Genomic DNA, 23,456 nt, shown 5'->3' with positions numbered 1-23,456 from the left:
TAGAGAGGGTTATTACTCGGCGTAAAGTGTCACTTTAGCGCCGAATCATGAGTCGAGTGCTCAAGTTATGACCAAACAACTATGATTTGTCTGTTGTCATGTCGCTCTGTGCGACATCAGTCTCTGTTGTGTCAGTGCTTTGCGCGGTATCATCTTGCGGCTGCTTACCGTTGGCAAGTGCTGCGGCTGCGGCTTGCTCTTGAGCGAGTTCTTTAGCGCGATCGCCTTTAGATACGTACTTTTTGACTGTTGGTGGCGTATGTTTGTTGTGACGCGCTTTGGCCCGCTTAGCCGTCTTTTTAATCATTTTCTGTTTTCTGTTCATACATTCCACCAAGGTGTGTCATTAACTCAAAATGTGGTTTTGCGTTGACCTAGCAATAACCGGAGGCGGATTTTAACTTAATCTCTGGCCTGGGGCTATAGGCAAATATTCTAATCGTGAGGATTTATGACATATACCATCGATGGTGAGATAACCTTTTTCGAACGTTTTGAGGCAGATATTCTCTCTGGCGCTAAAAATATTACGTTAAGAGATCAATCTGAGTCACATTTTAAAGTGGGTCAGCGCTTACATGTAGCGACGTTTGAGGATAATCGCTGGTTTTGCGACATCCTCGTTGAACGGGTTGAAAAGCTTGCTTTTAATCACCTTAATGATGTTCATGCTCAGCAGGAAAATATGACCCTAGCGGAACTTAAAAAAGTCATTATCGACATTTATGGCAGTATAGATACGCTCTACCTTATCGGTTTCTCGGTGATTAAGGCCTAATTTGGTTTGTTTAATAATGATTATGTCCAGTCGTAAATCAGCCGCTGGTGTGAGCCATATCAAAGTGGATGCAGCCTATTTATATGAGACTAATCGGGAAAAGCTATCTTAACGATAGATAAGCTTGATTGGCATAAAGTGATGTTAAGCAACTATAACTATTAGACCTTGTAGGAAAGTAGTCCTGTCATTAACCAGGAAGGAGATCGCAAAATGTCTAACAGTAAATGCCCAATGCATCATGGCGCCGGCAGTGGTACAACCAATACAGATTGGTGGCCAAATCAACTCCGAGTCGACTTGTTACATCAACATTCTGCCAAATCAAATCCGATGGATAAAGATTTCAATTATGCCGCGGCGTTTAATAGCCTGAATTTAGAAGACGTAAAGCAAGATTTACGTGAATTAATGACAGCGTCTCAAGAGTGGTGGCCTGCCGATTTCGGTCACTATGGCCCGTTGTTTATTCGTATGGCGTGGCACAGTGCGGGAACCTATAGAACTGGCGATGGACGTGGCGGTGCAGGGACTGGGCAACAAAGGTTTGCGCCGTTAAATAGCTGGCCCGACAATGGCAACCTTGATAAGGCACGCAGACTTATCTGGCCTGTTAAGCAAAAATACGGTCAGAAAATATCATGGGCCGACTTAATGATATTAACTGGTAACGTGGCACTTGAATCAATGGGGTTCAAGACCTTCGGTTTTGCTGGTGGTCGTGAGGATGTTTGGGAGCCTGAAAATGATGTGTATTGGGGAGCTGAAAATGGCTGGCTCGAAGGTAATAAACGTTACTCTGGTGATCGCGAACTTGAGAACCCTCTCGCAGCGGTGCAGATGGGACTTATCTACGTTAATCCCGAAGGACCTGATGGTAAACCCGATCCATTAGCTGCGGCCGCCGATATCCGTGAAACGTTCGCGAGAATGGCGATGAATGACGAGGAAACCGTAGCGCTGATCGCTGGTGGTCACACTTTTGGTAAGACTCATGGAGCAGGTGATGCTGCATCAGTAGGCGCTGATCCTGAAGCGGCAGCTATTGAAGCCCAAGGTTTTGGTTGGAAGAGTAGTTATGGCAGCGGTCACGGCAGCGATGCTATTACCAGTGGACTCGAGGTGACGTGGACGCAAACACCGACGCAGTGGAGTCACTATTTTTTCGAGAACCTGTTTGGCTATGAGTGGGATTTGACCAAAAGTCCTGCCGGAGCGCATCAATGGCAGCCATCTAATGGAGCCGGTGAAGGCGAGATACCCGATGCCTTTGACGCCAATAAACGACAAGTTCCGACCATGTTAACAACCGATCTGGCGCTTCGAGTTGATCCTATTTATGAGAAGATCTCGAGGCGTTTTCTTGAAGAACCAGAATACTTTGCCGATATCTTTGCGCGTGCTTGGTTTAAATTAACCCATCGTGATATGGGGCCAAAAGCGCGTTATCTTGGCTCTGATGTGCCCAATGAAGAACTCATCTGGCAAGACCCTTTACCTAAAGCCAGTGATGAGATTATTGATGACAAAGATGTATCAAGCTTAAAGTCAACGATCGTCGATTCAGGGTTAACCGTGTCAGAGTTAGTCTCTACCGCTTGGGCCTCTGCAGCGACATTTAGAGGCTCCGACAAGCGAGGTGGTGCAAATGGCGCAAGGATAAGATTGAATCCTCAAAATAATTGGCCAGTGAATCAGCCTGAGCAACTTGCCAAAGTGCTTGAGGCCTACGCTGACATTCAACAAACGTTTAAGCTGGTGAACCATAAAGATGTATCCTTGGCCGACCTTATTGTATTGGGGGGCGGTGTTGGCGTTGAACTCGCTGCAAAAAATGCTGGGTTTGAGATAAGCGTCCCCTTCACTCCAGGACGTGTTGATGCCAGCGAAGCGCAAACCGATAGTGATTCATTCGATGTATTAGAACCTTATGCTGATGGCTTTAGAAACTTCGCAAAAACGACATACAGTGTGCCTGCGGAAGCATTGTTGCTCGATAGAGCGCAGCTGTTAACGCTGACGGCACCAGAGATGACGGTATTAGTTGGTGGTATGCGAGTGCTTGGTACTAATGTTGGCGGTTCTAACCATGGTGTCTTGACGGATAACATCGGTGTTCTTACTAATGATTTCTTCATTAATTTGTTGAGCATGGATACGCAATGGCAATCGACATCCGATGCTCAAGATCTGTTTGAAGGTATCGATCGCGCTAGCGGGAAGGTTAAGTGGGCTGCAACACGAGCTGATTTGGTGTTTGGTTCTAATTCTGTGCTTAGAGCCTTGGCTGAGGTTTATGGAAGCTCGGATGCGAAAGAGAAATTTATCCATGATTTTGTTGCCGCATGGCATAAAGTGATGGAACTCGATCGCTTTGATCTTAATTAATCGAAACGAGCTTAGTTGAGATAGTTGATGCGGTGTTCAAGCTTTTGCTTGCGCCGCATTAACTTGTTAATCTGGGTATCTTTACAAGAAAACATCCAAATACAATGGGTATTTTAGTGAATGCAAAAAGGCGTTTTTTATGGCAAATTTGCCGACCACTGATAGTGGTGTCCAAGAATGTGTGATTTTGCTTCATGGGCTAGCTCGTACTGAACGTGCTATGTCTAAACTGGCCGCCGCAATAGAAAAACGCGGCTATCACTGTATTAATTATAGCTATCCATCGACAAAAGCTGATATTCCTACCTTGGCTGAACATGCGATAACTGCCGCGTTGTCTCAATGCCCAAATGCGCTAACCGTGCACTTTGTCACTCATTCCATGGGAGGCATTTTAGTCAGGCAATATTTGAGTCAGCATACAGTCCGCAATTTAGGGCGCGTAGTGATGCTGGGCCCGCCTAATCAGGGCAGTGAAGTCGTAGATACATTAAGAGACATGGCTGGTTTTCAATTGATTAATGGACCCGCTGGCATGCAATTAGGCAGTGATAAAATGAGTGTGCCTAATCGTCTTGGGCCAGCGAACTTTGAGTTAGGGGTGATCGCGGGAACACGCAGTATTAACTGGATTTTGTCGACTATGTTACCTAAGCCTGATGATGGCAAGGTATCTGTGCAGAGCACTAAACTAGAAGGGATGAGCGACCATATTAGCTTGCCAGTGACCCACCCGTTTATGATGAACAACCGTCAAGCGATAGCGCAAACGTTACACTTTCTAACCTATGGCGAATTTAGTCGCTAATTAGTGATGATTTAACCTTTAGTAAAAGAAGCAAACTTTTTTAAGTCGTCTTCGGTGGCACCGTCGTTACATTCGCCTCGTATTTCACCACGTCCAACCTCTATGATGCGGCTGAGCTCAATGTAACCGTCACGGCAATAACCCGTCATTGAGATGGTTTTATCCAGCCCCAGTTCAATCTGTTCGGTCCACTCGCTTAGGTCTACAGCATAGATGGAGCGTTTTTTACTCCCTGAACGTTTCAATTTTTCAATCTGCTTTACACGTGCCATATGTGGTTGCTCTAACGTCGGCAGTTCGGCAAATTTAACTTTATAGGTAAACAGCTTAATGCCATCACCTTTTATAGCTGTCTGAAATTTATCTTCAACTTTGATGGAGAAATCATCCACTTCAGGTTTGCTAGCAGCACAACCTGAAAGCAAAAAAATAGTGATCATGGCAACAGAAAAGAGTTTAGACATCGAGGTAGGTTCTTATTTTAGTTTTATTTAGCAGCTTAATGAGCAATCAGCATAACCCAAAGTCGTGCTTATATCATCCATTCAACAACTGTTTTACACAGGATTACAAATTGGGTGGCCAGATCCAACCGATTAATAGCGCTAGAGATTGATTAAAGTCACGGAAATGTAGATTAATGTAAATTAATTGTTGTTATTTTTTTTTGGCTTGGCACACTAAATTTATGGCGAATTGTGGTAGGAAGCGCCGGATCTTAGGAGTGAGAATGCAAGCGTTAATGAAGTTGTTAACCTCTATGTTAGGTAGTTTTCGGGACCTTGTTCCGATCATTTGCGTTGTCGGTTTTTTCGAGATATTTGTTTTGCAACAAGCACCTGCCAATCTTGTTTCTATTCTTATCGGTCTCCTGTTTATCGTCTTTGGTTTAACCTTTTTTGTGTTTGGCTTAGAGATGGGACTCTTTCCCATTGGGGAGTCATTGGCGCAAGCATTAGCCCGCAAAGGCAGTGTTTTTTGGTTGGTGATTTTCTCATTCTCGTTAGGGTTTGGTACCACTTTGGCCGAGCCCGCACTGACTGCTGTGGCCAATGAAGCCGCAGAAGTAGCGGCAAAGTCAGGGGCTATTGGTCAAAGTGAAGCGGCAATGGATAGTTATGCGATGGGCCTAAGGCTGACGGTCGCCGTTGCCGTGGGACTGGCCATTCTATTAGGTGTTATCCGTATTTTGAAAGGATGGCCCATTCATTATCTCATTATTGGGGGTTACATCTGCGTGATGATCTTAACCTCTTTTGCCCCAGAGAATATTATCGGTATTGCCTATGACTCCGGTGGTGTAACGACCTCCACAATTACAGTGCCCCTTGTTACCGCCCTTGGGGTTGGACTTGCAACGGTTATTAAGGGGCGCAATCCAATGTTAGACGGCTTCGGCCTTATCGCCTTTGCGAGTTTAACACCAATGATTTTTGTCCTACTTTACGGCATGGTGGTGCTCTGATGAGTTTAACACTGCAAGTATTAGATACTCTGCTATTAACCGCTCGTGATGTTGTGCCGATAGCTGTGATACTGTTTGGTTTTCAGTTGGGCGTACTCAAACGGCCTATTGCCAACTGGCGTAAAGTGTTGCTGGGCTTTGTGTATGTCATCATAGGGTTAAGCTTTTTCTTGGTTGGTTTAGAGCTGGCATTATTTCCTATCGGCGAAAGTATGGCCGAGCAGCTCACCTCTCCGAGTTTCTTACACCCCGAAGGAGATACCAGCCCTTACGTTTGGCAAGACTATTTTTGGGTTTATATTTTTGCGGCAGCCATAGGTTTTAGTACCACGATTGCAGAGCCGTCACTGATCGCCGTTGCGATTAAGGCTAATGAAGTGTCCGGTGGCACGATTGGCATTCAGGGGCTTAGGATCTCGGTGGCAATAGGCGTTTCCATGGGGATATCCCTAGGTTGTTTTAGGATTGTTGTGGGCGACCCTATTCATTATTACATCATGGCGGGTTATGTACTGGTGGTTATTCAAACCTTTTATGCCCCCAAAATGATTGTGCCGTTAGCATATGACTCTGGCGGTGTGACGACATCGACGGTTACCGTGCCTTTGGTTGCTGCGTTAGGCTTAGGGTTGGCGACAAATGTAGAGGGGCGGGATCCGCTTATCGACGGTTTTGGCTTGATCGCCTTTGCCAGTTTATTCCCAATGATAACTGTAATGGGCTATGCCCAATTAGTTGAATTTTTAAGTAAGCGAAAATCCGCTAAGGAGCGAGAGCATGCGCTTTAAACTCATAGTCGCGTTTGTCGATGATACCAGTACCGACACGGTACTGGATGCTGCGAGAGCCGCTGGCGCAACGGGTGCGACGGTTATTAATCATGCCCGAGGTGAAGGGTTAGAAAAAAAGAAAACCTTCATGGGCCTAGGTTTGGATATTCAGCGTGATGTCATATTGTGGCTGGTAGAAGAACATATGAGCCGCACTATTTTAGAAACCATTTGCCGAGTAGGGGAGTTTGATACCAACCCTGGCCAAGGGATCGCGATTCAAATTGATGTCGAGGATGCTGTTGGCGTGGCCCATCAAGTTGAAAAGCTTAGTAAAGAGATAGAGGATCAAATATGAAACCATCTTTGCCAATACAAAATAGTGACGTAATGACCAATGACTATGTAATGGTTGATGGCTTGCATACCGTCGCCGAGGCGATAAGGCTCGCTATCAGCCATAATGTCAGTATGTTGTTGGTTAATAAGCGCCATGAGCATGATGAGTTTGGTATGGTTTTGATGAGCGATATTGCGCGTAAGGTGCTCGCAAAAGACAAATCACCTGAGCGGGTCAATGTTTATGAAATCATGATAAAACCGGTGTTTTCGGTCCATGCAGACATGGATATTCGTTATACAGCGCGCTTGTTTGAACGCTTTGGTATTAATAAAGCTCCAGTGATTGAAGCGGGGGAAATTTTGGGTGTTGTGACTTATCACGACATAGTGCTGAAGGGGATGATGCCTCAAGCATAAGACCAAATAAAAGTGGGTGTCATCGTGACACCCACTTTTATTTTGCTAGTGTAAAACCTTAAGCGAAGCGTTGGTTGAGATAGTTGATAATGTCTGATGACTCATACATCCACTGCGTTTCACCATTTTCTTCTATACGTAAACAAGGCACCATCGCTTTGCCACCTTGGCTCACAAGCGTTTGTTGATGCAACTCTTGTTTGGCATCGACGGTCTCAATATTCAATCCTTGACGGCGAATTGTTCTGCGAACTTTTACGCAAAATGGGCAAGCAGGATATTGATAAAGCTGTATAGATTTGGTTACTTCATCCACTTTTGCTTGTTCTGCTAGCGGGCGCTGACGCTTCTTAGGTGCGAAGATAAAATTAAAAAATAGAATAATGCGGCCTAATACCCAACGAACAATAAACATCAACAACTCCTTATCATATTTGATGTGGCGGATTTTAACCTAAGCGTGATGGGGATCAAAGAAAATTTAGCGTGATGGGGAGATAAGCCAACAAAATGAATAAAGGGAGTGATTAAGCACTCCCTTTATTTTCTGGTAATACAGGTGGTTAGTTCGCACTCAATGTCAATAATGCTTGGTTTGCGCTAGCATCCACATCAACGCGACTGTCGAGCACAAATACCCGTTCAGCACCAATGTTGGCGCTATCGACTAGATAGGTCTTTACCGATAATGCGCGTTGTTGGGCTAACACACCTAACGCATCATCTGACAAGGTTTGGGCCGCATGGCAGTAGTTATATAAGGCGATATGCCAACGGGTCGCTAACTCATCTTCCGTCAGCGGCTTTTCTCCATATTCTGCAAGGATCTGCGATTTAACGTCGGTAGCGGAAAGTTGAAGTTCATCTTGATAGAGGCGTTTGAGCGCATCAGAAAGTATACCGCTAGTAGGGTAAGTGCTAGGCGTTAAATTGGCGGGTAGAGTGTTGACTTCAATACCTGCAATTTTTGCCAGTTTTTGCTGCAATGCCTGTGTCATTAGGGCTTGGCTGTCGGCAATCTCATCGACGGCCCCTTTAGCGCTTAAGGTCAGCATTGGGCGGCTTTCTAGGCCTTTGGCTAAGTTGTCCAACAACTTCTGGCTGGCGGCAGGGAGCTTGCTTTCCCCTGCATTAAAAGGCACTTTGTCGAGTTCATCATCAGAGCCAAGTAGGCCCGCCAACAGACTAAATGGCGCGGTAACAGCTTTAGTGATCACATTAGTAAACGCCGTCGCAATAATGCTACCGAAACTGAAGCTAGGTTCGTCAAGATCGCCTGATACCTGCAGCCCTAAATCAATCACGCCATGTCTATCTTGCAGCAAAGCAATAGCCAAGGTGATGGGCAGTGAGGTTGCTAGGCTACTGTCACTGGGCTTCCCTAATTGCAGTTGGTCAACCACTAAGTGGTTATCGCCGACGAGCTGGTTGTTCTCAAGCTGGTAGTTAAGATCGAGTGAGAGTAGACCTTTATCAATATAGTAACCTGCATAGGTACCTGAGTAAGGGTTAACCGATGTTAGCTCTACATGCTTAAAGCTGAGGGCGAGGTCAAGAAACGGTTGCGCAAGGAGTGGGTTGATTTGTCCTTTTAAGCTAACAGGTGCATAGCGATCAATTTTGCCTAAAATATCAACGCTAGCAGGTTGTTCACTGCTGGATGATAAATTGGCGATGTTGCCAGATAAGTGCTCGATGCTGGCTGCAAAATTTGGCGTTAACGAATTATCTGCAAAAAAGGTTGAGCCATCGTTAAAGGCAATATTATTAATCGATAGTGCCAATGGTGCTGAGTCGCTGTTGACCTCCGGTTTCGACGCTGGCTTAGTGTCGGGTCTTTGCACCATGAGTTCTTGGAAGTTGGTACTACGGTCTTCGGCAATCAAAATGCGGCTAAAAGGCTGGCTAAGTGTCACCTGATCTATGCTTAATTGGTTTGCCGCTTTGTCGAACGTCAATTGATTAATGTCTACGGTTTGCCATTTTAGCAGGGGCTGCTGCTTAATGGTGTCTTTAATCAGTAGCTGTTTAACTTGCAATGCGCCTTGATAGGTTACATTGGTGCTGGCATCTGCCTGAAGTTGGCCTTGGGTACTAAATAATCCATCCTCTAAATTGATGTTGAGGTACAAAGACAAATAGGGCTGAAATTGTGTGAGGGCAAGGTTAGCCATAGTGATTTGGCTATCTATTTTTTGAGTGGCGGGATCAACGGCTCCTTGTGAAGTAAGTGTACCTTGCTGGTTAACATTGAGTGCTAATTGATACTCGATGGGCGAGGTTAACGCTGCGTTAACTGGCCCCGTGCTCAGACTGATATCGCCAATTTTCCATAGGTTTTCATCACCAAGTAATTGCTCTTTGAGGTTAACCTTGTAGTCACTTATTTTGATTTGGCTGAGTGTTGCATGCCATGGCAGAGTTTGAGCTGATGGCGTGGTCGCAAGTTGCGCTGCTGGCTCATCTTTTGGTGGTTGGGCATGCTTTTTCTGCATCTGTTTAGGCATAAATAATGGTACTAAGTCGACACCCGTTTTATCTAAGTGCGCATTGAGCGTTAGGTTGTTGGTCGTTAATGTATCCACAACAACACTTTTGTTGGCCAGATCGAAATTGATGCCTTTAAAGGCAAAGGAGTCAAGGGCGACAATAGACGCTTGTTGATGGCTAACATTGAGTTGCTTAAGGTCAAGCTCGCCATTATTCAGGGTCGCCTGTAGGTGTTGATTTTCGAATCCAAATTGATAGTCAGTGCTAAAGTCTAGCAACCCTTTGTCTAGTTTCACCTGAAACTCGTCAGCGATAAACGTCCAAAATTGTGGCAAGTGGATATTCTGCAGACTGATGTCGCCAACGACGTTAAAAGGCGTGAGTTGCACTTGGCCTTTCAGCTGCATTAATCCACCGTGTCTACCAACAAATTCAATATCATACCGATTAACCTTGCTAGAAGGCTCGTTGGAGAGCTGAGTTGATAGTGGGGTGTTTGAATCAAATGCCGCAATGTTAAGCTGGATACTTGGATAGGTCACTTCGCCTTGAGTGACCTCATCAATGAGGTTTAGGTTGGCGTCGACAATGGCCAAGTCAGTGAATAAAAAGTGGGGTATCGCTGAAGCGGCATCATCTTCAGCTTTAGCTTCTGTGCCGTTATTATTCGCCAAATGTTCAATGATGTCAGAAAAATTAAATCTCAACGGTTCATCACTGATCACACGTTTTATGTGGGCATAAGGCGTATTGAGTTCGATATTGGTAACACTGTAGCCCCAGTTGAAAATCGACCGCCAAAACTGATACTCAAAAGAGAGCTGATGAAACCCCACAAAGGGAGTGCCATCGGCCTCTTTGATGGCAAAATTATCCAAGCTTACGGCTAACGTAAAAGGATTGATGGCAACGTCAGATAACACCACTTCTCTGTTGAGTATTTGAGAGAGCTGTTTGGGGGCTTGCTGTTGTACTACGTAGGGAACAAGCATACCTAATAGGAGTGTCCATATTAAATATATTAGGGCGGAAATACCTATATATCGTTGATATCTAGGCAGTTGTGTGTATTGTTGTCTTAGGCGAGCAAGTGGTGATGAGACGACAGACATAATGACCCTAATGTTAAATTGAACCGATCCGGTGGTTGCTAATAGTGAGTGACTTGGCTTATCGCTGTGACATAGCCAGATCAACCACTATAATTTTAGTAGCATTATTGTCGATTATGCATTTATACACATCTAATTTCAGAGTTTTTTTTGAGATAAATTGTAGATATGACGAGATTTTATCTAGATGGGCAGCTCTATGACGCTCAAGAAGGGGAGTCGGTACTCGATACCTTAATTCGCCATGGTCAGCAAGTGAACTACTCCTGCAAAAAAGGGGTCTGTAAGACCTGCCTAGTTCAGCATATTGAAGGCGAGATTAACATCGGCGCACAAAGGGGGCTGACGTCGGGGTTAAAAGCTCGGCACTATATTTGCGCGTGTCAGGCAGTGGTATCAGATGAGTTGAAATTAAAGTCAATTCTGCCTCATGATCTATTTACACCTGCGGTGCTTGAGCAAAAACAATATCTTAATCAGTCCATTGTTCGTATTGCATTGAAGGTCGAACAAGGTTTTATTCATCAACCTGGTCAATATATCAATCTAAGACGGTTTGATGGTGTAACGCGCAGTTATTCGTTAACTAATTCACCAAGTGATGGCCTACTCGAGCTACATGTTAGGCGAAAGTACAATGGCCAGTTCAGTGATTGGCTCTATCACCAAGCCAATATTGGTGAAAAACTGCTGGTGCAGGGGCCCATGGGAGCAAGTAGTTACGATAGTCAATGCCAAGACAATAAGCTTATCGTTATTGCGTTTGGCAGTGGCTTAGGTGTGGCGGTCAGTATTGTGCGTGAAGCTCTGTCTCATCGCCATCAAGGTGAGATTCATCTTTATGTGGGTGGACGTGAGATGGACGATCTATACCTACACGCAGAGTTGCTGCAGATGATGCTAGAGCATCGTCACTTTTTCTATCATGCCTGCATTACTGGTCACCATGATGTTATGCCCTCTGGGCGCAGAGTGATGCTGGGAGACCCGTTTAATGAAGCCGTTAAAGCACACAAGTTTGACCGTCAGCAACACCTGTTTTTATGCGGCGAGCCCAGCTTAGTTAATCAAAGCCGTAAAATGGCTTTTTTAAATGGTTTTCCGATTGAGCGGGTACACACACTTTCTTTTGAATATAAAGATCTACGCACGCGCCCTAGGGATTTATAGGCAACAATAATTAAGTGATAACGAGTGTATTGGGTTGCGGTTTTTTGTTTTCATGCTAACATCATGTTAAATATAGAAATAGCCCTAAAATTTGTTAGCGAGAGCATTGAAATTTCAAGGACGGAATATGCTAATTAGAATTGCCATAGAAGAAGACTTATCGGTTTTATCCGCACAGTTTGATTTATATCGTCAAAGCCTTGGTCAGCTGCCAGCCTCCGATGATTCTAAGGACTTTATTCAATCTCGATTACAAGAAAACGACTCGGTAATATTCATTGCTCAATTGGAGAGTGAAATTCTTGGGTTTATTCAGTTGTATCCCTCGTTCTCTTCTCGATTACTCAAACCCTTATGGTATTTTGACGATATTTTTGTTGTCGAGTCTCAGCGCAATAAAGGTATTGCTACCGCTCTCATCCACAAAGCCAAGGAGCTTGCTGATGAAACAAATGTGCTCGCGGTGCGTCGAGAGCATCTTGATGAGGATGGATTTTTGATGATTGACAACGATGACTCTAAATCAGTCTTTGAATCCTTCTCACGGGCTGCCGTCATTTAATATTCTGATTCTTTCATTAAAGCGCGTTGTGGTAACATAACGCGTTTTTTTATGCTTAATGGTTGGAGAGAAGATTGAATAAGAGCGTGATCACCAATGTCGTTGCAGCGGCATTAATGACAATTGGATATTTTTTTGCGGCCCCAATTTTATTAAGTGTGGGCTTATTTGCTTTATCAGGCGCGGCAACCAATTGGTTAGCTATCCATATGCTGTTTGAAAAGGTACCAGGGTTATATGGCTCCGGTGTCGTCCCCGCGCATTTTGAAGAGTTTAAGGCGGGCATTGCTTCATTGATGATGGAGCAGTTTTTTACCGACGAAAACATCGATAAGTTTTTATCAGAGCAGGGGAGTGGCGCGGCTAAAATAAATCTTCAGCCTGTGATTGAAAATGTTGACATGACTCCGGCTTTTAATGCATTAGTGACCACGGTAGAGCAATCTTCTCTTGGTGGCATGTTGGCGATGTTTGGTGGTAGCGAAGCTATAGCGCCCCTTAAAGAACCGTTTATTCATAAAATGAAAAGCTCCTTAATTGAAATTTCACAAAGTGAAGATTTCTATGAACTATTGAAAAATGAGATAGAACAGCCTGATGTTATGGCTGATCTTAGGGCAAAAATTAGCGCCATTGTGCATCAAAGGCTACAAGAGCTAACGCCGCAGTTAGTTAAAGAGATTATTCAACAGATGATTAAGAAACATCTTGGTTGGTTAGTCGTGTGGGGCGGGGTGTTTGGTGGGTTAATTGGCCTTGTGGCTGGACTCATTACATAATAAAAAGGGAGCTTAGCTCCCTTTTTTACTTTTTGGATATGCATAGAGGTGTTAAATGGAAGAAACAGTTAATCAAGACAGGCACATTAATTACCTTGAGATCCCCGTGCGTGCTATGGCACCAACCAAGGCATTTTTTAGTCAGGTTTTTGGCTGGGAATTTGTTGATTATGGTGAGACCTACAGCTGTTTTATTAATGCAGGGATTAACGGTGGTTTTACGCTTTCTGACCACAGCTTTAGTTTGGCTAACGGTGCGCCACTCATTGTTATCTATGCCACACAATTAACGCAAACAATGGCCAAAGTGACCGAGGCTGGCGGTGAAATTAGCCAAGCTATTTTTACCTTCCCAGGTGGGCGTCGTTTTCATTTTAAGGACCCAAATGGCAATGAATTTGCGGTTTGGTCAGAATAATATGCCACACTGTATCATAGAGTATTCAGCGTCGTTAGAGACTGATATCGATATCGCTCAGCTTGTTGAGGCGGTTCACAAGGGGGCGATAGACTCGGCGTTATTTGACGCCGCTGCTGTGAAGTCTCGCTGTATTCCTGTGTCACATTCTAAGGTGGGTATGTTGGCTGATGGGCGATTTATCCATATCACCTTCAAGATTATGCCTGGGCGTAGCACAGAACAGAAACAGTTGCTCAGTAACAGTGTCTATCGGCAGATAGTCATTCTTAATCAGTCGATCGACAGCCTGACAATGGAAGTGTTGGAGCTAGACAAGCGTCATTACTTTAAGTGGACTAACGAATAATTTGACTGGACCGAATTGATCCAGTATTCCCTGATTTAAGCAGCTCTAGGAGTATTTTGTCAGTGGTGCATTTTGAACAGATAGGACAGTTACTAAGCATAGCTTGCCTGTTATGCAGTTTTTCAGTGGTTAGCGCGGGAACCATGAGGGTTTGTGTCGATCACTATCCGCCGTTTCAGGTGTTATCTGCTGATGCGGAGCCGATTGGTGAAAATATTGCTGCATTACGATTGATGGCTAAGCTGCTTGAACATGACTTAAGTTTTGAAACTAGTCCCAATTTTGCGCGTTGCTTACACATGCTAGAAGGGGGCCGTGTTGATGTGGTCGCGGGGTTAATCGATAAGCCAGAACGCCACACTTACAGCTATTTTTTGCCCTTTAGACCCGATAGTCGTTACGTATTTATTAGCCTCAAAGGTTTCAACAATGTCAAGGATTATGAGGGACTGATTGACGCCTCTATTGGGGTTTCGAGAGAAACGCAATATTTTGAGCGTTTCGACAATGATCAGCGCCTACGTAAAGTCATGACCAACGATATGATTTCTGCCACGAATATGTTGCTGCGAAGCCGTTTCGATATTTTAATATTACCCAAGGTTGTATTGCCCAGCCTCAAGAAATACTATCCAGAATTTGAACAGAAATTAAAGGTTCACCCCTATACGTATGAAGAGATTAGGCCGATTTATTTTGGTGTGAGTAAAAAGCATCAGATGAATATTTCACTGCTTGAGATGGAACGTATTATTGGTGAGGCCTATGAGCAAGAACGATTTATGAGCGAAGTTGAACAGTTTATCTTGGAGCATATTGAGCTGTATTAAAAAAGAGACCCTAGGGTCTCTTTTTTGTTACTCCAATCTAGTAGGCGCTCTCATGAACAGATTGCACCGCACGGCCTGAGGGGTCAATGATCCCTTGTAAGCTTTCATCCCAAGCGAGTGCTTCAGGGGTAGAGCAAGCGACAGACTTGCCACCAGGGACGGTTTCCGCAGCCGATGCAAGCGGGAAATGTTCTTCAAAGAAGCAACGATAGAAGTAAGCTTCTTTTGTTTCTGGCGTGTTATAGGGGAACCTAAATTTGGCATTGGCCAGTTGTAGGTCATCGACCTGCTCAGCAGCATGATCTTTCAGCCCGTCGATCCATGAATAGCCTACACCATCACTAAACTGCTCTTTTTGACGCCATGCAACCTCTTTAGGCAATTTGTGCTCAAACGCCTGACGTAAAATGTGTTTTTCGATCCGGCCGTCTTTAGACATTTTGGCTTCTGGATTGATTCGCATGGCGGTGTCGATAAACGCTTTGTCCAAGAAAGGCACGCGGGCTTCTAAGCCCCAAGCGGCCATGGCCTTGTTGGCGCGTAGGCAATCAAACAGGTGAAGCTTATCCAGTTTACGCACTAGCTCTTCATGGAATGCCTGTGCATTAGGGGCTTTATGGAAGTAAAGATAACCGCCAAATAGCTCATCAGCTCCTTCACCCGACAACACCATTTTAATCCCCATCGCTTTGATCTTACGTGCCATAAGGTACATAGGGGTTGCGGCACGAATAGTGGTGACATCATAGGTTTCTAAGTGATAGATCACATCTTTAAGGGCATCGATACCATCTTGAAATGTAAAGGTGATTTCGTGATGAATCGTGCCAATGGCATCGGCAACTTTTTTTGCTGCGATAAGATCAGGCGCACCCTCTAAGCCAACTGCAAATGAGTGCAACTGTGGCCACCAAGCATCAGACTCGCCATCATCTTCGATGCGACGTTTAGCAAAAGTCTGGGTTATGGCTGAGATGACTGAGGAATCGAGTCCACCCGATAGCAGTACGCCATAAGGCACATCTGACATCAGCTGACGCTTAACGGCCGCCTCTAAAGCTTCACGTAGTTCATCGACACTGGCTTCGTTATTTGCCACGGCACTAAATTCACGCCAATCGCGTTGATAATATTGCGCATAGCCAGCTGGTGTTAGATATTGACCTGGTTTGAACTCCTCAACGGTTTTACATACAGGCATTAATGCTTTCATCTCTGAGGCAACATAGAAGTTACCTTCTGTGTCGTGGCCGGTATAGAGCGGAATAATACCCATATGATCACGACCCACTAAATAGGTGTCTTTAGTTTTGTCATACAGTACAAAGGCAAAAATACCATTAAGCTTATCGAGAAAATCACAGCCATACTCTTGGTAAAGCGCAAGAATGACTTCGCAATCTGAGTTGGTTTGGTAGCTGTATTTATCGCCTAACTCAGCTTTAAGTTCTTTATGGTTATAGATCTCACCGTTAACAGCAAGGATCAGGCTTTCGTCTGTCGATAGCAGTGGCTGAGCACCATGCTCAATATCAACAATGGCTAAGCGCTCGTGAGCCAATATGGCTTTGTCGCTACTGTAGATCCCTGACCAATCCGGTCCGCGGTGACGTAATCGCTTGGACATTTCGAGAGCGACTTGACGCAGTGGCGCGGCGTCTGACTGAATATCTAAAATGGCGAATATTGAACACATAACAAAAGCTCCCAAAAACTAACTAAATCTCAATTGCTAATCACTTTGACAGCATTTTTCGCATTTGCCAAACCAATTTTTTGTGAAAACATCTGTTTTTGGTGGTTTTGGTTGAGGTTTTTGTCGGTGAAGGGGGTTAAAAAATGAGATATCCACAACTATTCCGACATTCTATTGGGTAAAGTTAAGATTTATCCATTTTTACAGCGTCAGATTTGCACTATCTTAAACCGTTCACTCCTTTTTAATGATGGGTAGAAATAGTTTAATCATGATGATTATATGAACAAAAAAGGCTTCATTAAGAAGCCTTGTCATCGATTAAGGGAACATTAGTCTGTGGTTGTTTTCGCTGGGCGCAGAGAGTGGAATTCAGTGCCCGGATAATAACCCGGCCAAGCGTCACTATTGCCAAGGGTCTGCGCAGCTTGATAGTAGACAGCTAAGTCTTGCAGGGCACCCGACAGATCCCAATCGGCGCGATATTCATCACAGACATTGTGATAGCAGCCTTTCATCTTCTTTTTCATGGATGCGCGGTAGGTTTTTGATGCCTCATCGGCAGGTTCGTTACCGCCGCCCGCGAAGACCGCTGGTACGCCATATTTGGCAAAGCTGAAGTGATCTGAGCGGAAAAATCCGCCCGATTCAGGACGAGACTCGCTAACTGCAACACGCTGCTGAGCACTGGCCGCGGTTGTTAAGTAGGTTTCGAGTTCTGACTTACCCTTACCGACAATGGTGTAATCACTGGTACGCCCATAGATATTGGTGCTGTCTAAGTTAAATACGGCCACCGTTTTATCTAAAGGGTAGAGCGGGTTGGCGGCGTAATAGCGTGAGCCCAATAAGCCTTGCTCTTCGCCAGTTGTCGCGATAAAGGTTACCGAGCGCTTCAATGGGGCGCCATTTTTTGCGCTAAGCGAGAACTGTCTCGCGATTTCCAAGATACCAGCTGTGCCTGACGCATTGTCTAACGCGCCATTATAGATTTGATCACCCTCTTTATTTGGGTCTACGCCAATATGGTCCCAATGTGCGGTAAACAATAAGTGTTCATCACTGGCACTGCTGCCCGGCAGGGTCGCGACTACATTATAGCTGTTGGCATATTCCGCCTTATTGGTAAAAGCAATATTGGCCGTTTTCTCAAGCTCGACGTTAATTGGGCTGCTTGCCGCCCGATCGCTCAATGTTGCGAGCGATAAGCCTGCGCCGTTAAATAGCTCCTTGGCTTTATCCATTGTGAGCCAACCTTCAACGGTAACTCGACCATCTTGGGTCGTTTTGTCGAAAACAAGATCTTGTTGTGCGCCAGTCCAGCTATTTTCAACCACAGACCAAGGATAAGAAGCTGGCTTAGTATCATGGATGATGATTGCCCCAAGCGCACCCTGGCGACTGGCTTCTTCAAATTTGTAGCTCCAACGGCCGTAGTAGGTCATGGCCTTGCCATTAAATTTGCCTGATTCAGGTAACGCAAATCCGGGATCGTTGACTAACATCACCGCAATCTTGCCGCGCATATCTAAGCCATGATAGTCATTCCAGTCATACTCAGGTGCATTAACACCGTACCCGACGAAGACCAATGGCGCGTCTTTAATATCAACCTGTTGATTGTCATGACGACTACCCAGCACGATATCGGTGCGGTGATGCATGACTATGCCACCTAATGATATCTGCTGTGTTTCACTCGCGGTATAGCTCACCATAGGTACTGCTTGCAGGTAACTGCCTTGATTGGCACCTTCAAGGCCGGCGGCGGCGAAGGCTTTTGTGAGGTAGTCGAGGGTGAGCACTTCCCCTTGGGTCGTGGGTGCTCGACCTTCAAATTTATCGGAAGAGAGTGACTGTATATCTTGCCTAAATCGAGTTTCGTTAAATTCAGGTGGAGTGAGGCTGGTTTGCATCGCTGTAGGGTGCTGGCTGCAGGCACTTAAGCTTATAAGCGCACAAGCCGACAAAAGTAGTCGCATGGTGTGTCCTATTATTTATTATCGTTATTTATTTTTGTTATAAATTGTATGTTTTAGGACAGCTATGATGGATAAGATGGCGCACTTTATCAAGTGTGCCATCTTATTAAAATGTTACGCTTTATTACCTTGTGGTGGTGACGTTAAATGACGTCAATATCTCCCGCACAATCGAAAATATGGTTGGGCCTGAAAGGCTCTTTTTCAACATGTTTTAGCTGACTGACCCCACTGGTCACCAAGATAGTTTCAAGACCTGCTTGGAAGCCCGCCAAAATATCAGTACGCATATTATCACCAATGATGACGGTGTTTTCAGAGTGGCCATTAATGTGATTTAAGGCAGAGCGAATGATCCAAGAGCTGGGTTTTCCAACATAGAAGGGCATACGGCCACTGATGCGTTCAATGGGGGCACATAATGCGCCACAGGCTGGGCTATGAGCTGGACCATGGGTGTCGGGGTTAGTCGCGATAAAACGCGCACCTTCGGCGACAAAACCTGCCGCCTTATGGATCATATCCCAGTTATAAGAACGTGTTTCGCCAACGATCACAAAATCGGGGTTGATATCGGTAATGGTGAAACCTGCCTTATAGAGCTCGTGGGTGAGGGCGCCCTCACCTATGACAAATGCTTTGTCGCCGGTTTGATGCTTTAAAAAATCAGCAGTGGCCATCGCTGAGGTGTAAAAGCACTCTTCTGGTACATTAATACCGGCGGCTCCCAGACGGTTTTGTAAGTCTTTACCGGTTTGAACAGGATAGTTGGTGAGGATAACGAGCGGGTTGCCCTGTTCAAGAATGCGGTGAATAAATTTATCACTGCCAGGAATGAGCTTATTGTTGTGCAGTAATACTCCGTCAATATCACAAATTACATTTTTCATCTAAGACTTCCATTGATCACTGTGAAATAGCATTGTGACCTTATATAAAGCCAAATTCTGTCGGAATACAAACACTTTTATTGGGAACTGCGTAACTAGAGTTGTTTTGATGCGTCTTGGAGCCACGTGATCTTGGCTCTCTCATCCACCGCAGAATTAGGCGCAAAAAAAAGCACTATCTGTGATAGTGCTTTGATTATTTAGCTGAGAGTATGATTACTCGGTAGCATACCCTGCTTCGCCTAACGGGTTGCCATCCAAGAGGGCGATGCCATTTTTCATCGCTAACCTGTTCTGGCTAAACCATTTAACGACCAACGGATAGATAGCATGCTCTTGTTCATGAACGCGCTCAGCTAAAATAGTGGCGTCATCTTCAGGGTAGACTGGTACTTTAGCCTGTAAGATCACTGGGCCAGCATCGAGCTCAGGTGTCACAAAATGCACCGAAGCACCATGCTCGCTGTCACTATTGTCAATCGCGCGCTGGTGAGTATTAAGCCCAGGGTATTTAGGGAGCAAAGAGGGATGAATATTGATCATTCTCCCCTCAAATTGCTGAACAAACTCGTCGCTCAATATGCGCATAAAGCCAGCTAGCACGATAAGATCGGCTTGGTACTTGTCGATAGCTTGCTTCAAGCGAACATCATAATTGGCACGGGTTTCACCTTGGTGCGCTATCACGCAACTGGTATCTATCTCGCTGTGATGAGCGCGTACCAGCCCATAAGCATCGGGCTTGTTACTCACCACACCGACAACTTCTGCCTGCAAATTATCATCACAACCGTCGATAATAGCCTGTAAATTACTGCCATTACCTGAGATTAAAACTAATACGCGACAGCACTGTGGCATTATAAAATCTCCACTTGCTCTTCGTCACCATTGCGCGCAGCAATGTCACCGATAAGCCAAGCGTTTTCACCTTCAGCTTTTAGCAAGGTCAATGCACTGTCGACTTCATCTTGCGGGAGGGCAATAATCATACCCACACCACAGTTAAAGGTTCGATACATTTCAAATTCAGCGATGTTGCCATTGGTCATTAACCAGTTAAACACGGTTGGCCACTGCCAAGAGTCACCTTTAACCACAGCTTTTGCATCGTCAGGGAGCACGCGTGGGATATTCTCCCAAAATCCGCCGCCAGTGATATGGGCCATAGCATGGATATCGTTTTGCTCAAGCAGCTTAAGTAGCGGCTTAACGTAGATTTTGGTTGGTTCAAGTAAATGGTCTATAAGTGGCTTGCCTTCTAGATCCTGCTGCGGATCGGCTTGACTCACTTCAAGTACTTTACGGATAAGCGAATAACCGTTTGAGTGCGGTCCACTTGAACCTAAAGCGATCAGTGCATCACCAGCGACAACTTTGGAGCCGTCTAGCACTTCCTCTTTTTCAACAACGCCGACACAGAAGCCTGCAAGATCATAATCTTCGCCTTCGTACATGCCTGGCATTTCAGCGGTTTCACCACCGATTAATGCACAACCCGATTGGGCACAGCCTTCGGCGATACCGTTGACGACAGAAGTTGCGGTGTCAACGTCTAACTTGCCAGTGGCATAGTAGTCGAGGAAGAACAGTGGCTCAGCGCCAGCAACGATTAAATCGTTCACGCACATTGCAACTAAATCAACACCAACACTGTCGTGTTTTTTATAATCGATAGCCAGTCTAAGCTTGGTACCAACACCGTCGGTGCCAGAAACAAGAACTGGATGTTTGTACTTAGTTGGTAGCTCGCAAAGGGCACCAAATCCACCTAGGTTACCCATAACTTCTGGGCGGTGGGTACGTTTAACAGCAGACTTAATATTATCAACAAGGGCATTGCCAGCGTCGATATCAACACCTGCATCTTTGTAGCTTAGCTGGGTAGGAGTGCTCACGGAGGATCCTCTCGGGTACATCGTTATTGGATTTTTATGCGGCGCTATTCTATCAGCTTGTGACAGCGGTCGAAAGTGATGATTTTGCTTATTCAAGCGGACTTAGGTCACGATTTACCGTGTTTGTAAAACTTTATGTTTTCCATTATGAACAAATCTACTAGAATCGGTACAATTTGCTGGAAAAAACACTGGAAAAGTATCAGGAGAAAACGATGAAAGTGGTCGAAGTTAAGCATCCTTTAGTACGTCATAAAATTGGATTAATGCGTGAAGGGGACATCAGTACCAAACGTTTCCGTGAGTTAGCTGCCGAAGTGGGCAGTTTACTGACTTATGAAGCAACTGCTGATTTCGAAACTGAAAGAGTGACCATCGAAGGTTGGAATGGCCCAGTGGAAGTTGAACAGATCAAAGGTAAAAAGGTCACTGTCGTGCCAATTTTACGTGCAGGTCTGGGTATGATGGACGGTGTACTTGAGCATGTACCGAGTGCGCGTATCTCTGTTGTGGGTATCTACCGCGATGAAGAGACATTAGAGCCAGTTCCATATTTTGAGAAGCTTGCTAGCAATATGCATGAACGTATCGCGCTGGTTGTCGACCCTATGCTTGCAACGGGTGGCTCGATGATTTCGACGATCGATCTCCTTAAAGAGCGTGGCTGTACAGCGATTAAAGCTCTTGTGTTGGTGGCAGCCCCTGAAGGTGTTAAAGCGCTAGAAAAAGCCCATCCTGATATTGAGCTATATACTGCTTCAATCGATCAATGCCTAAATGAGCAAGGTTATATCTTGCCGGGTCTTGGTGATGCGGGTGATAAAATTTTTGGTACTAAGTAAGTCGTTATCAAATACTCTGTATTAAGTAATCCGTGTTTAAGCTTACGTATTACCTAAACATAAAGGGAGCCAATGGCTCCCTTTTTTATGGCTCGCATTTTACTACAGCACCATAGCCGCTATCCAACCAAAGACCAGCAAGGGAATGTTGTAGTGGATAAAGGTTGGGATCACACTGTCTCTAATGTGGTCATGCTGCCCGTCGGCATTTAAACCTGCGGTAGGGCCTAAAGTTGAGTCGGACGCTGGCGAGCCTGCATCTCCTAGCGCGGCAGCGGTGCCAACCAATGCAATCGTCGCGGGCACAGAAAAGCCAAAGGTAATCGCGAGTGGCACATAGATGGTCGCAATAATCGGGATAGTTGAGAAAGATGAACCTATGCCCATGGTGATTAATAGTCCCACCACTAACATCAAAAATGCAGCAAGTGCTTTGTTATCCCCGATAAGGTATGACAGGGATTCAACTAGAGTGCCGACATCTCCCGTTTCCTTTACAACGGCGGCAAAGCCCGCTGCGGAGATCATAATAAAGCCAATGTTGGCCATCATGCGCACACCTTGATTAAAGATATCTTGGTCTGCAACGTGTTTAAGTGCGCCAGAGAAACTGAAAATAATAAAGCCAATTAGCGCGCCAAAAATCATTGAGCCGGTATAGAGCTGTACCGCTAATGTCGCTGCAACGGCAACCAAGGCGATAACAATGTTACGCTTATTAACGCCTTCTTCGGGTTCAGCGGCTAATATCAACTGCTCTTCATACTCTCGCGGTTTACGGTAGCTGATAAACACCGCCACTAAGAGTCCGCTAATCATGCCTAAAGCAGGGATCAGCATGGCAGATGGGATTTGCTCACGTACAGCATTAAGGTTGTTGTTGTTTAAATTTGCTAGCAAAATATCGTTAAGAAAGATACCACCAAAGCCAATAGGTAAAATCATATAGGTGGTGACTAAACCAAAAGTCAACACGCATGCCACTAGGCGGCGGTCTATACGCAGCTTGGACATTACATGAAGTAGCGGTGGGATCAAAATTGGAATAAATGCGATATGAATGGGCAAAATGTTTTGCGATGACACTGCCATCGCGAGTATCGCCAACAATAGTAACCAACGCACACGATTGAGGTTTGTGCTGTTTTGTTCTTTGCCTAACTGTGAGATCACTTTACGAGAAATTAGTGTCGTCAGCCCAGAGTGAGAAAGCGCTACCGCGAAGGCGCCGAGTAATGCATAACTTAATGCAATTTGAGCGCCGCCACCTAAGCCTGTGTTAAAGGCATCGACGGTATGTTGTAAGTCCATACCGCCCACTAAGCCAGCCACTAATGCACTGACTGTGAGTGCGATAACAACGTTTACTCGGGCGAGGCTGAGGCCCAACATTAGGCAAACAGCAATAACAACTGCATTCATATTTATTCTTTCTGATTTTTTATAAAGTATTTGGAGGCTATTTTTGCC

The 23,456-nt window shown here is 45.1% G+C and carries 24 protein-coding genes; 14 read left to right on the top strand and 10 right to left on the bottom strand.

Going from position 1 to position 23,456, the window contains the following annotated elements; genetic code table 11:
* Positions 1-79: 79 nt before the first annotated feature.
* On the bottom strand, positions 80-325 hold the full coding sequence (locus BEL05_RS11775) for a DUF2986 domain-containing protein (RefSeq protein WP_028764046.1): 246 nt from the start codon (positions 323-325) through the stop codon (positions 80-82).
* Positions 326-451: 126 nt separating this feature from the next.
* On the opposite strand from BEL05_RS11775, the gene yqfB reads away from it, so the two are divergent.
* The 3 genes from yqfB to BEL05_RS11760 all read left to right on the top strand — a co-directional run bounded on the left by yqfB (position 452) and on the right by BEL05_RS11760 (position 3,974).
* The gene (yqfB, locus tag BEL05_RS11770; protein ID WP_069671283.1) at positions 452-778 is read left to right on the top strand and encodes a N(4)-acetylcytidine aminohydrolase; all 327 of its coding nucleotides are present in this window, start codon (positions 452-454) and stop codon (positions 776-778) included.
* A 213-nt stretch (positions 779-991) separates the two neighbouring features.
* Positions 992-3,166: a catalase/peroxidase HPI gene (katG, locus tag BEL05_RS11765; protein ID WP_069671282.1), complete on the top strand. Its 2,175-nt coding sequence runs from the start codon at positions 992-994 to the stop codon at positions 3,164-3,166.
* A 139-nt stretch (positions 3,167-3,305) separates the two neighbouring features.
* Positions 3,306-3,974 carry an esterase/lipase family protein gene (locus tag BEL05_RS11760; RefSeq protein ID WP_069671281.1) on the top strand — a complete coding sequence of 223 codons (669 nt, stop codon included), beginning with the start codon at positions 3,306-3,308 and terminating at the stop codon, positions 3,972-3,974.
* An 11-nt stretch (positions 3,975-3,985) separates the two neighbouring features.
* Here the strand turns inward: BEL05_RS11760 and BEL05_RS11755 are convergent, their stop codons facing one another.
* A complete protein-coding gene (locus tag BEL05_RS11755; protein ID WP_028764050.1) occupies positions 3,986-4,438 on the bottom strand; it encodes a hypothetical protein in 453 nt (150 codons plus the stop codon).
* Between the two features lie 266 nt (positions 4,439-4,704).
* Here BEL05_RS11755 and BEL05_RS11750 point away from each other — a divergent pair, with 266 nt between their 5' ends.
* From BEL05_RS11750 to BEL05_RS11735, 4 genes are read left to right on the top strand one after another with little or no spacing between them, the layout of a single operon-like run.
* On the top strand, positions 4,705-5,439 hold the full coding sequence (locus BEL05_RS11750) for a DUF1538 domain-containing protein (RefSeq protein ID WP_028764051.1): 735 nt from the start codon (positions 4,705-4,707) through the stop codon (positions 5,437-5,439).
* Positions 5,439-6,227, top strand: a complete 789-nt coding sequence (locus BEL05_RS11745) for a DUF1538 domain-containing protein (protein ID WP_069671280.1) — start codon at positions 5,439-5,441, stop codon at positions 6,225-6,227. Before BEL05_RS11750 ends, BEL05_RS11745 begins: the two co-directional genes overlap by 1 nt.
* Entirely contained in the window at positions 6,217-6,567 is a 351-nt protein-coding gene (locus tag BEL05_RS11740; RefSeq protein ID WP_028764053.1) for a P-II family nitrogen regulator, read from the top strand. Before BEL05_RS11745 ends, BEL05_RS11740 begins: the two co-directional genes overlap by 11 nt.
* A complete protein-coding gene (locus BEL05_RS11735; RefSeq protein WP_028764054.1) occupies positions 6,564-6,968 on the top strand; it encodes a CBS domain-containing protein in 405 nt (134 codons plus the stop codon). Before BEL05_RS11740 ends, BEL05_RS11735 begins: the two co-directional genes overlap by 4 nt.
* A 58-nt stretch (positions 6,969-7,026) precedes the next feature.
* On the opposite strand, the gene BEL05_RS11730 is transcribed toward BEL05_RS11735, so the two are convergent.
* Both BEL05_RS11730 and BEL05_RS11725 read right to left on the bottom strand, forming a co-directional pair.
* On the bottom strand, positions 7,027-7,383 hold the full coding sequence (locus tag BEL05_RS11730; protein WP_028764055.1) for a glutathione S-transferase N-terminal domain-containing protein: 357 nt from the start codon (positions 7,381-7,383) through the stop codon (positions 7,027-7,029).
* 148 nt (positions 7,384-7,531) lie between these two features.
* A complete protein-coding gene (locus BEL05_RS11725) occupies positions 7,532-10,570 on the bottom strand; it encodes a DUF748 domain-containing protein (protein WP_069671279.1) in 3,039 nt (1,012 codons plus the stop codon).
* A 168-nt stretch (positions 10,571-10,738) separates the two neighbouring features.
* Here BEL05_RS11725 and BEL05_RS11720 point away from each other — a divergent pair, with 168 nt between their 5' ends.
* From BEL05_RS11720 to BEL05_RS11695, 6 genes are all read left to right on the top strand, one after another.
* On the top strand, positions 10,739-11,740 hold the full coding sequence (locus BEL05_RS11720; RefSeq protein WP_069671278.1) for a 2Fe-2S iron-sulfur cluster-binding protein: 1,002 nt from the start codon (positions 10,739-10,741) through the stop codon (positions 11,738-11,740).
* 127 nt (positions 11,741-11,867) lie between these two features.
* Entirely contained in the window at positions 11,868-12,302 is a 435-nt protein-coding gene (locus tag BEL05_RS11715) for a GNAT family N-acetyltransferase (protein WP_069671277.1), read from the top strand.
* A 74-nt stretch (positions 12,303-12,376) separates the two neighbouring features.
* Positions 12,377-13,081 (top strand): DUF445 domain-containing protein, encoded by a 705-nt coding sequence (locus tag BEL05_RS11710; RefSeq protein ID WP_028764058.1) that lies wholly within the window; start codon positions 12,377-12,379, stop codon positions 13,079-13,081.
* Positions 13,082-13,136: 55 nt separating this feature from the next.
* Positions 13,137-13,499, top strand: a complete 363-nt coding sequence (locus BEL05_RS11705; protein ID WP_069671276.1) for a VOC family protein — start codon at positions 13,137-13,139, stop codon at positions 13,497-13,499.
* Positions 13,468-13,848: a 5-carboxymethyl-2-hydroxymuconate Delta-isomerase gene (locus BEL05_RS11700; RefSeq protein WP_245686983.1), complete on the top strand. Its 381-nt coding sequence runs from the start codon at positions 13,468-13,470 to the stop codon at positions 13,846-13,848. Before BEL05_RS11705 ends, BEL05_RS11700 begins: the two co-directional genes overlap by 32 nt.
* 62 nt (positions 13,849-13,910) lie before the next feature.
* Positions 13,911-14,678: a substrate-binding periplasmic protein gene (locus BEL05_RS11695; RefSeq protein WP_069671275.1), complete on the top strand. Its 768-nt coding sequence runs from the start codon at positions 13,911-13,913 to the stop codon at positions 14,676-14,678.
* 37 nt (positions 14,679-14,715) lie between these two features.
* Here BEL05_RS11695 and asnB read toward each other — a convergent pair whose 3' ends face one another.
* The 5 genes from asnB to purM form a co-directional block, all read right to left on the bottom strand.
* Positions 14,716-16,374 (bottom strand): asparagine synthase B, encoded by a 1,659-nt coding sequence (asnB, locus tag BEL05_RS11690; RefSeq protein WP_069671274.1) that lies wholly within the window; start codon positions 16,372-16,374, stop codon positions 14,716-14,718.
* Positions 16,375-16,706: 332 nt separating this feature from the next.
* Positions 16,707-18,356 (bottom strand): M28 family metallopeptidase, encoded by a 1,650-nt coding sequence (locus BEL05_RS11685; protein ID WP_069671273.1) that lies wholly within the window; start codon positions 18,354-18,356, stop codon positions 16,707-16,709.
* Positions 18,357-18,499: 143 nt separating this feature from the next.
* Entirely contained in the window at positions 18,500-19,246 is a 747-nt protein-coding gene (locus BEL05_RS11680) for an HAD-IIA family hydrolase (protein ID WP_069671272.1), read from the bottom strand.
* 216 nt (positions 19,247-19,462) lie between these two features.
* Positions 19,463-20,107, bottom strand: a complete 645-nt coding sequence (gene purN / locus BEL05_RS11675) for a phosphoribosylglycinamide formyltransferase (protein WP_069671271.1) — start codon at positions 20,105-20,107, stop codon at positions 19,463-19,465.
* Positions 20,107-21,144, bottom strand: coding sequence for a phosphoribosylformylglycinamidine cyclo-ligase (gene purM, locus BEL05_RS11670; protein ID WP_069671270.1), 1,038 nt, complete (start codon positions 21,142-21,144; stop codon positions 20,107-20,109). The genes purN and purM overlap by 1 nt, the downstream gene beginning before the upstream one ends.
* Positions 21,145-21,359: 215 nt before the next feature.
* Between purM and upp the strand changes: the two genes are divergently transcribed.
* Positions 21,360-21,986, top strand: coding sequence for a uracil phosphoribosyltransferase (gene upp, locus BEL05_RS11665; RefSeq protein ID WP_028764067.1), 627 nt, complete (start codon positions 21,360-21,362; stop codon positions 21,984-21,986).
* A 102-nt stretch (positions 21,987-22,088) separates the two neighbouring features.
* On the opposite strand, the gene BEL05_RS11660 is transcribed toward upp, so the two are convergent.
* Positions 22,089-23,408 carry a Na+/H+ antiporter family protein gene (locus tag BEL05_RS11660; RefSeq protein WP_028764068.1) on the bottom strand — a complete coding sequence of 440 codons (1,320 nt, stop codon included), beginning with the start codon at positions 23,406-23,408 and terminating at the stop codon, positions 22,089-22,091.
* Positions 23,409-23,456: the final 48 nt, after the last annotated feature.

It is taken from the genome of Shewanella colwelliana (assembly GCF_001735525.1).
GTDB classification, from domain to species: domain Bacteria; phylum Pseudomonadota; class Gammaproteobacteria; order Enterobacterales; family Shewanellaceae; genus Shewanella; species Shewanella colwelliana.
Note: the sequence above shows the minus strand (reverse complement) of the source record. Positions and strands in the feature narration are given on the sequence as shown.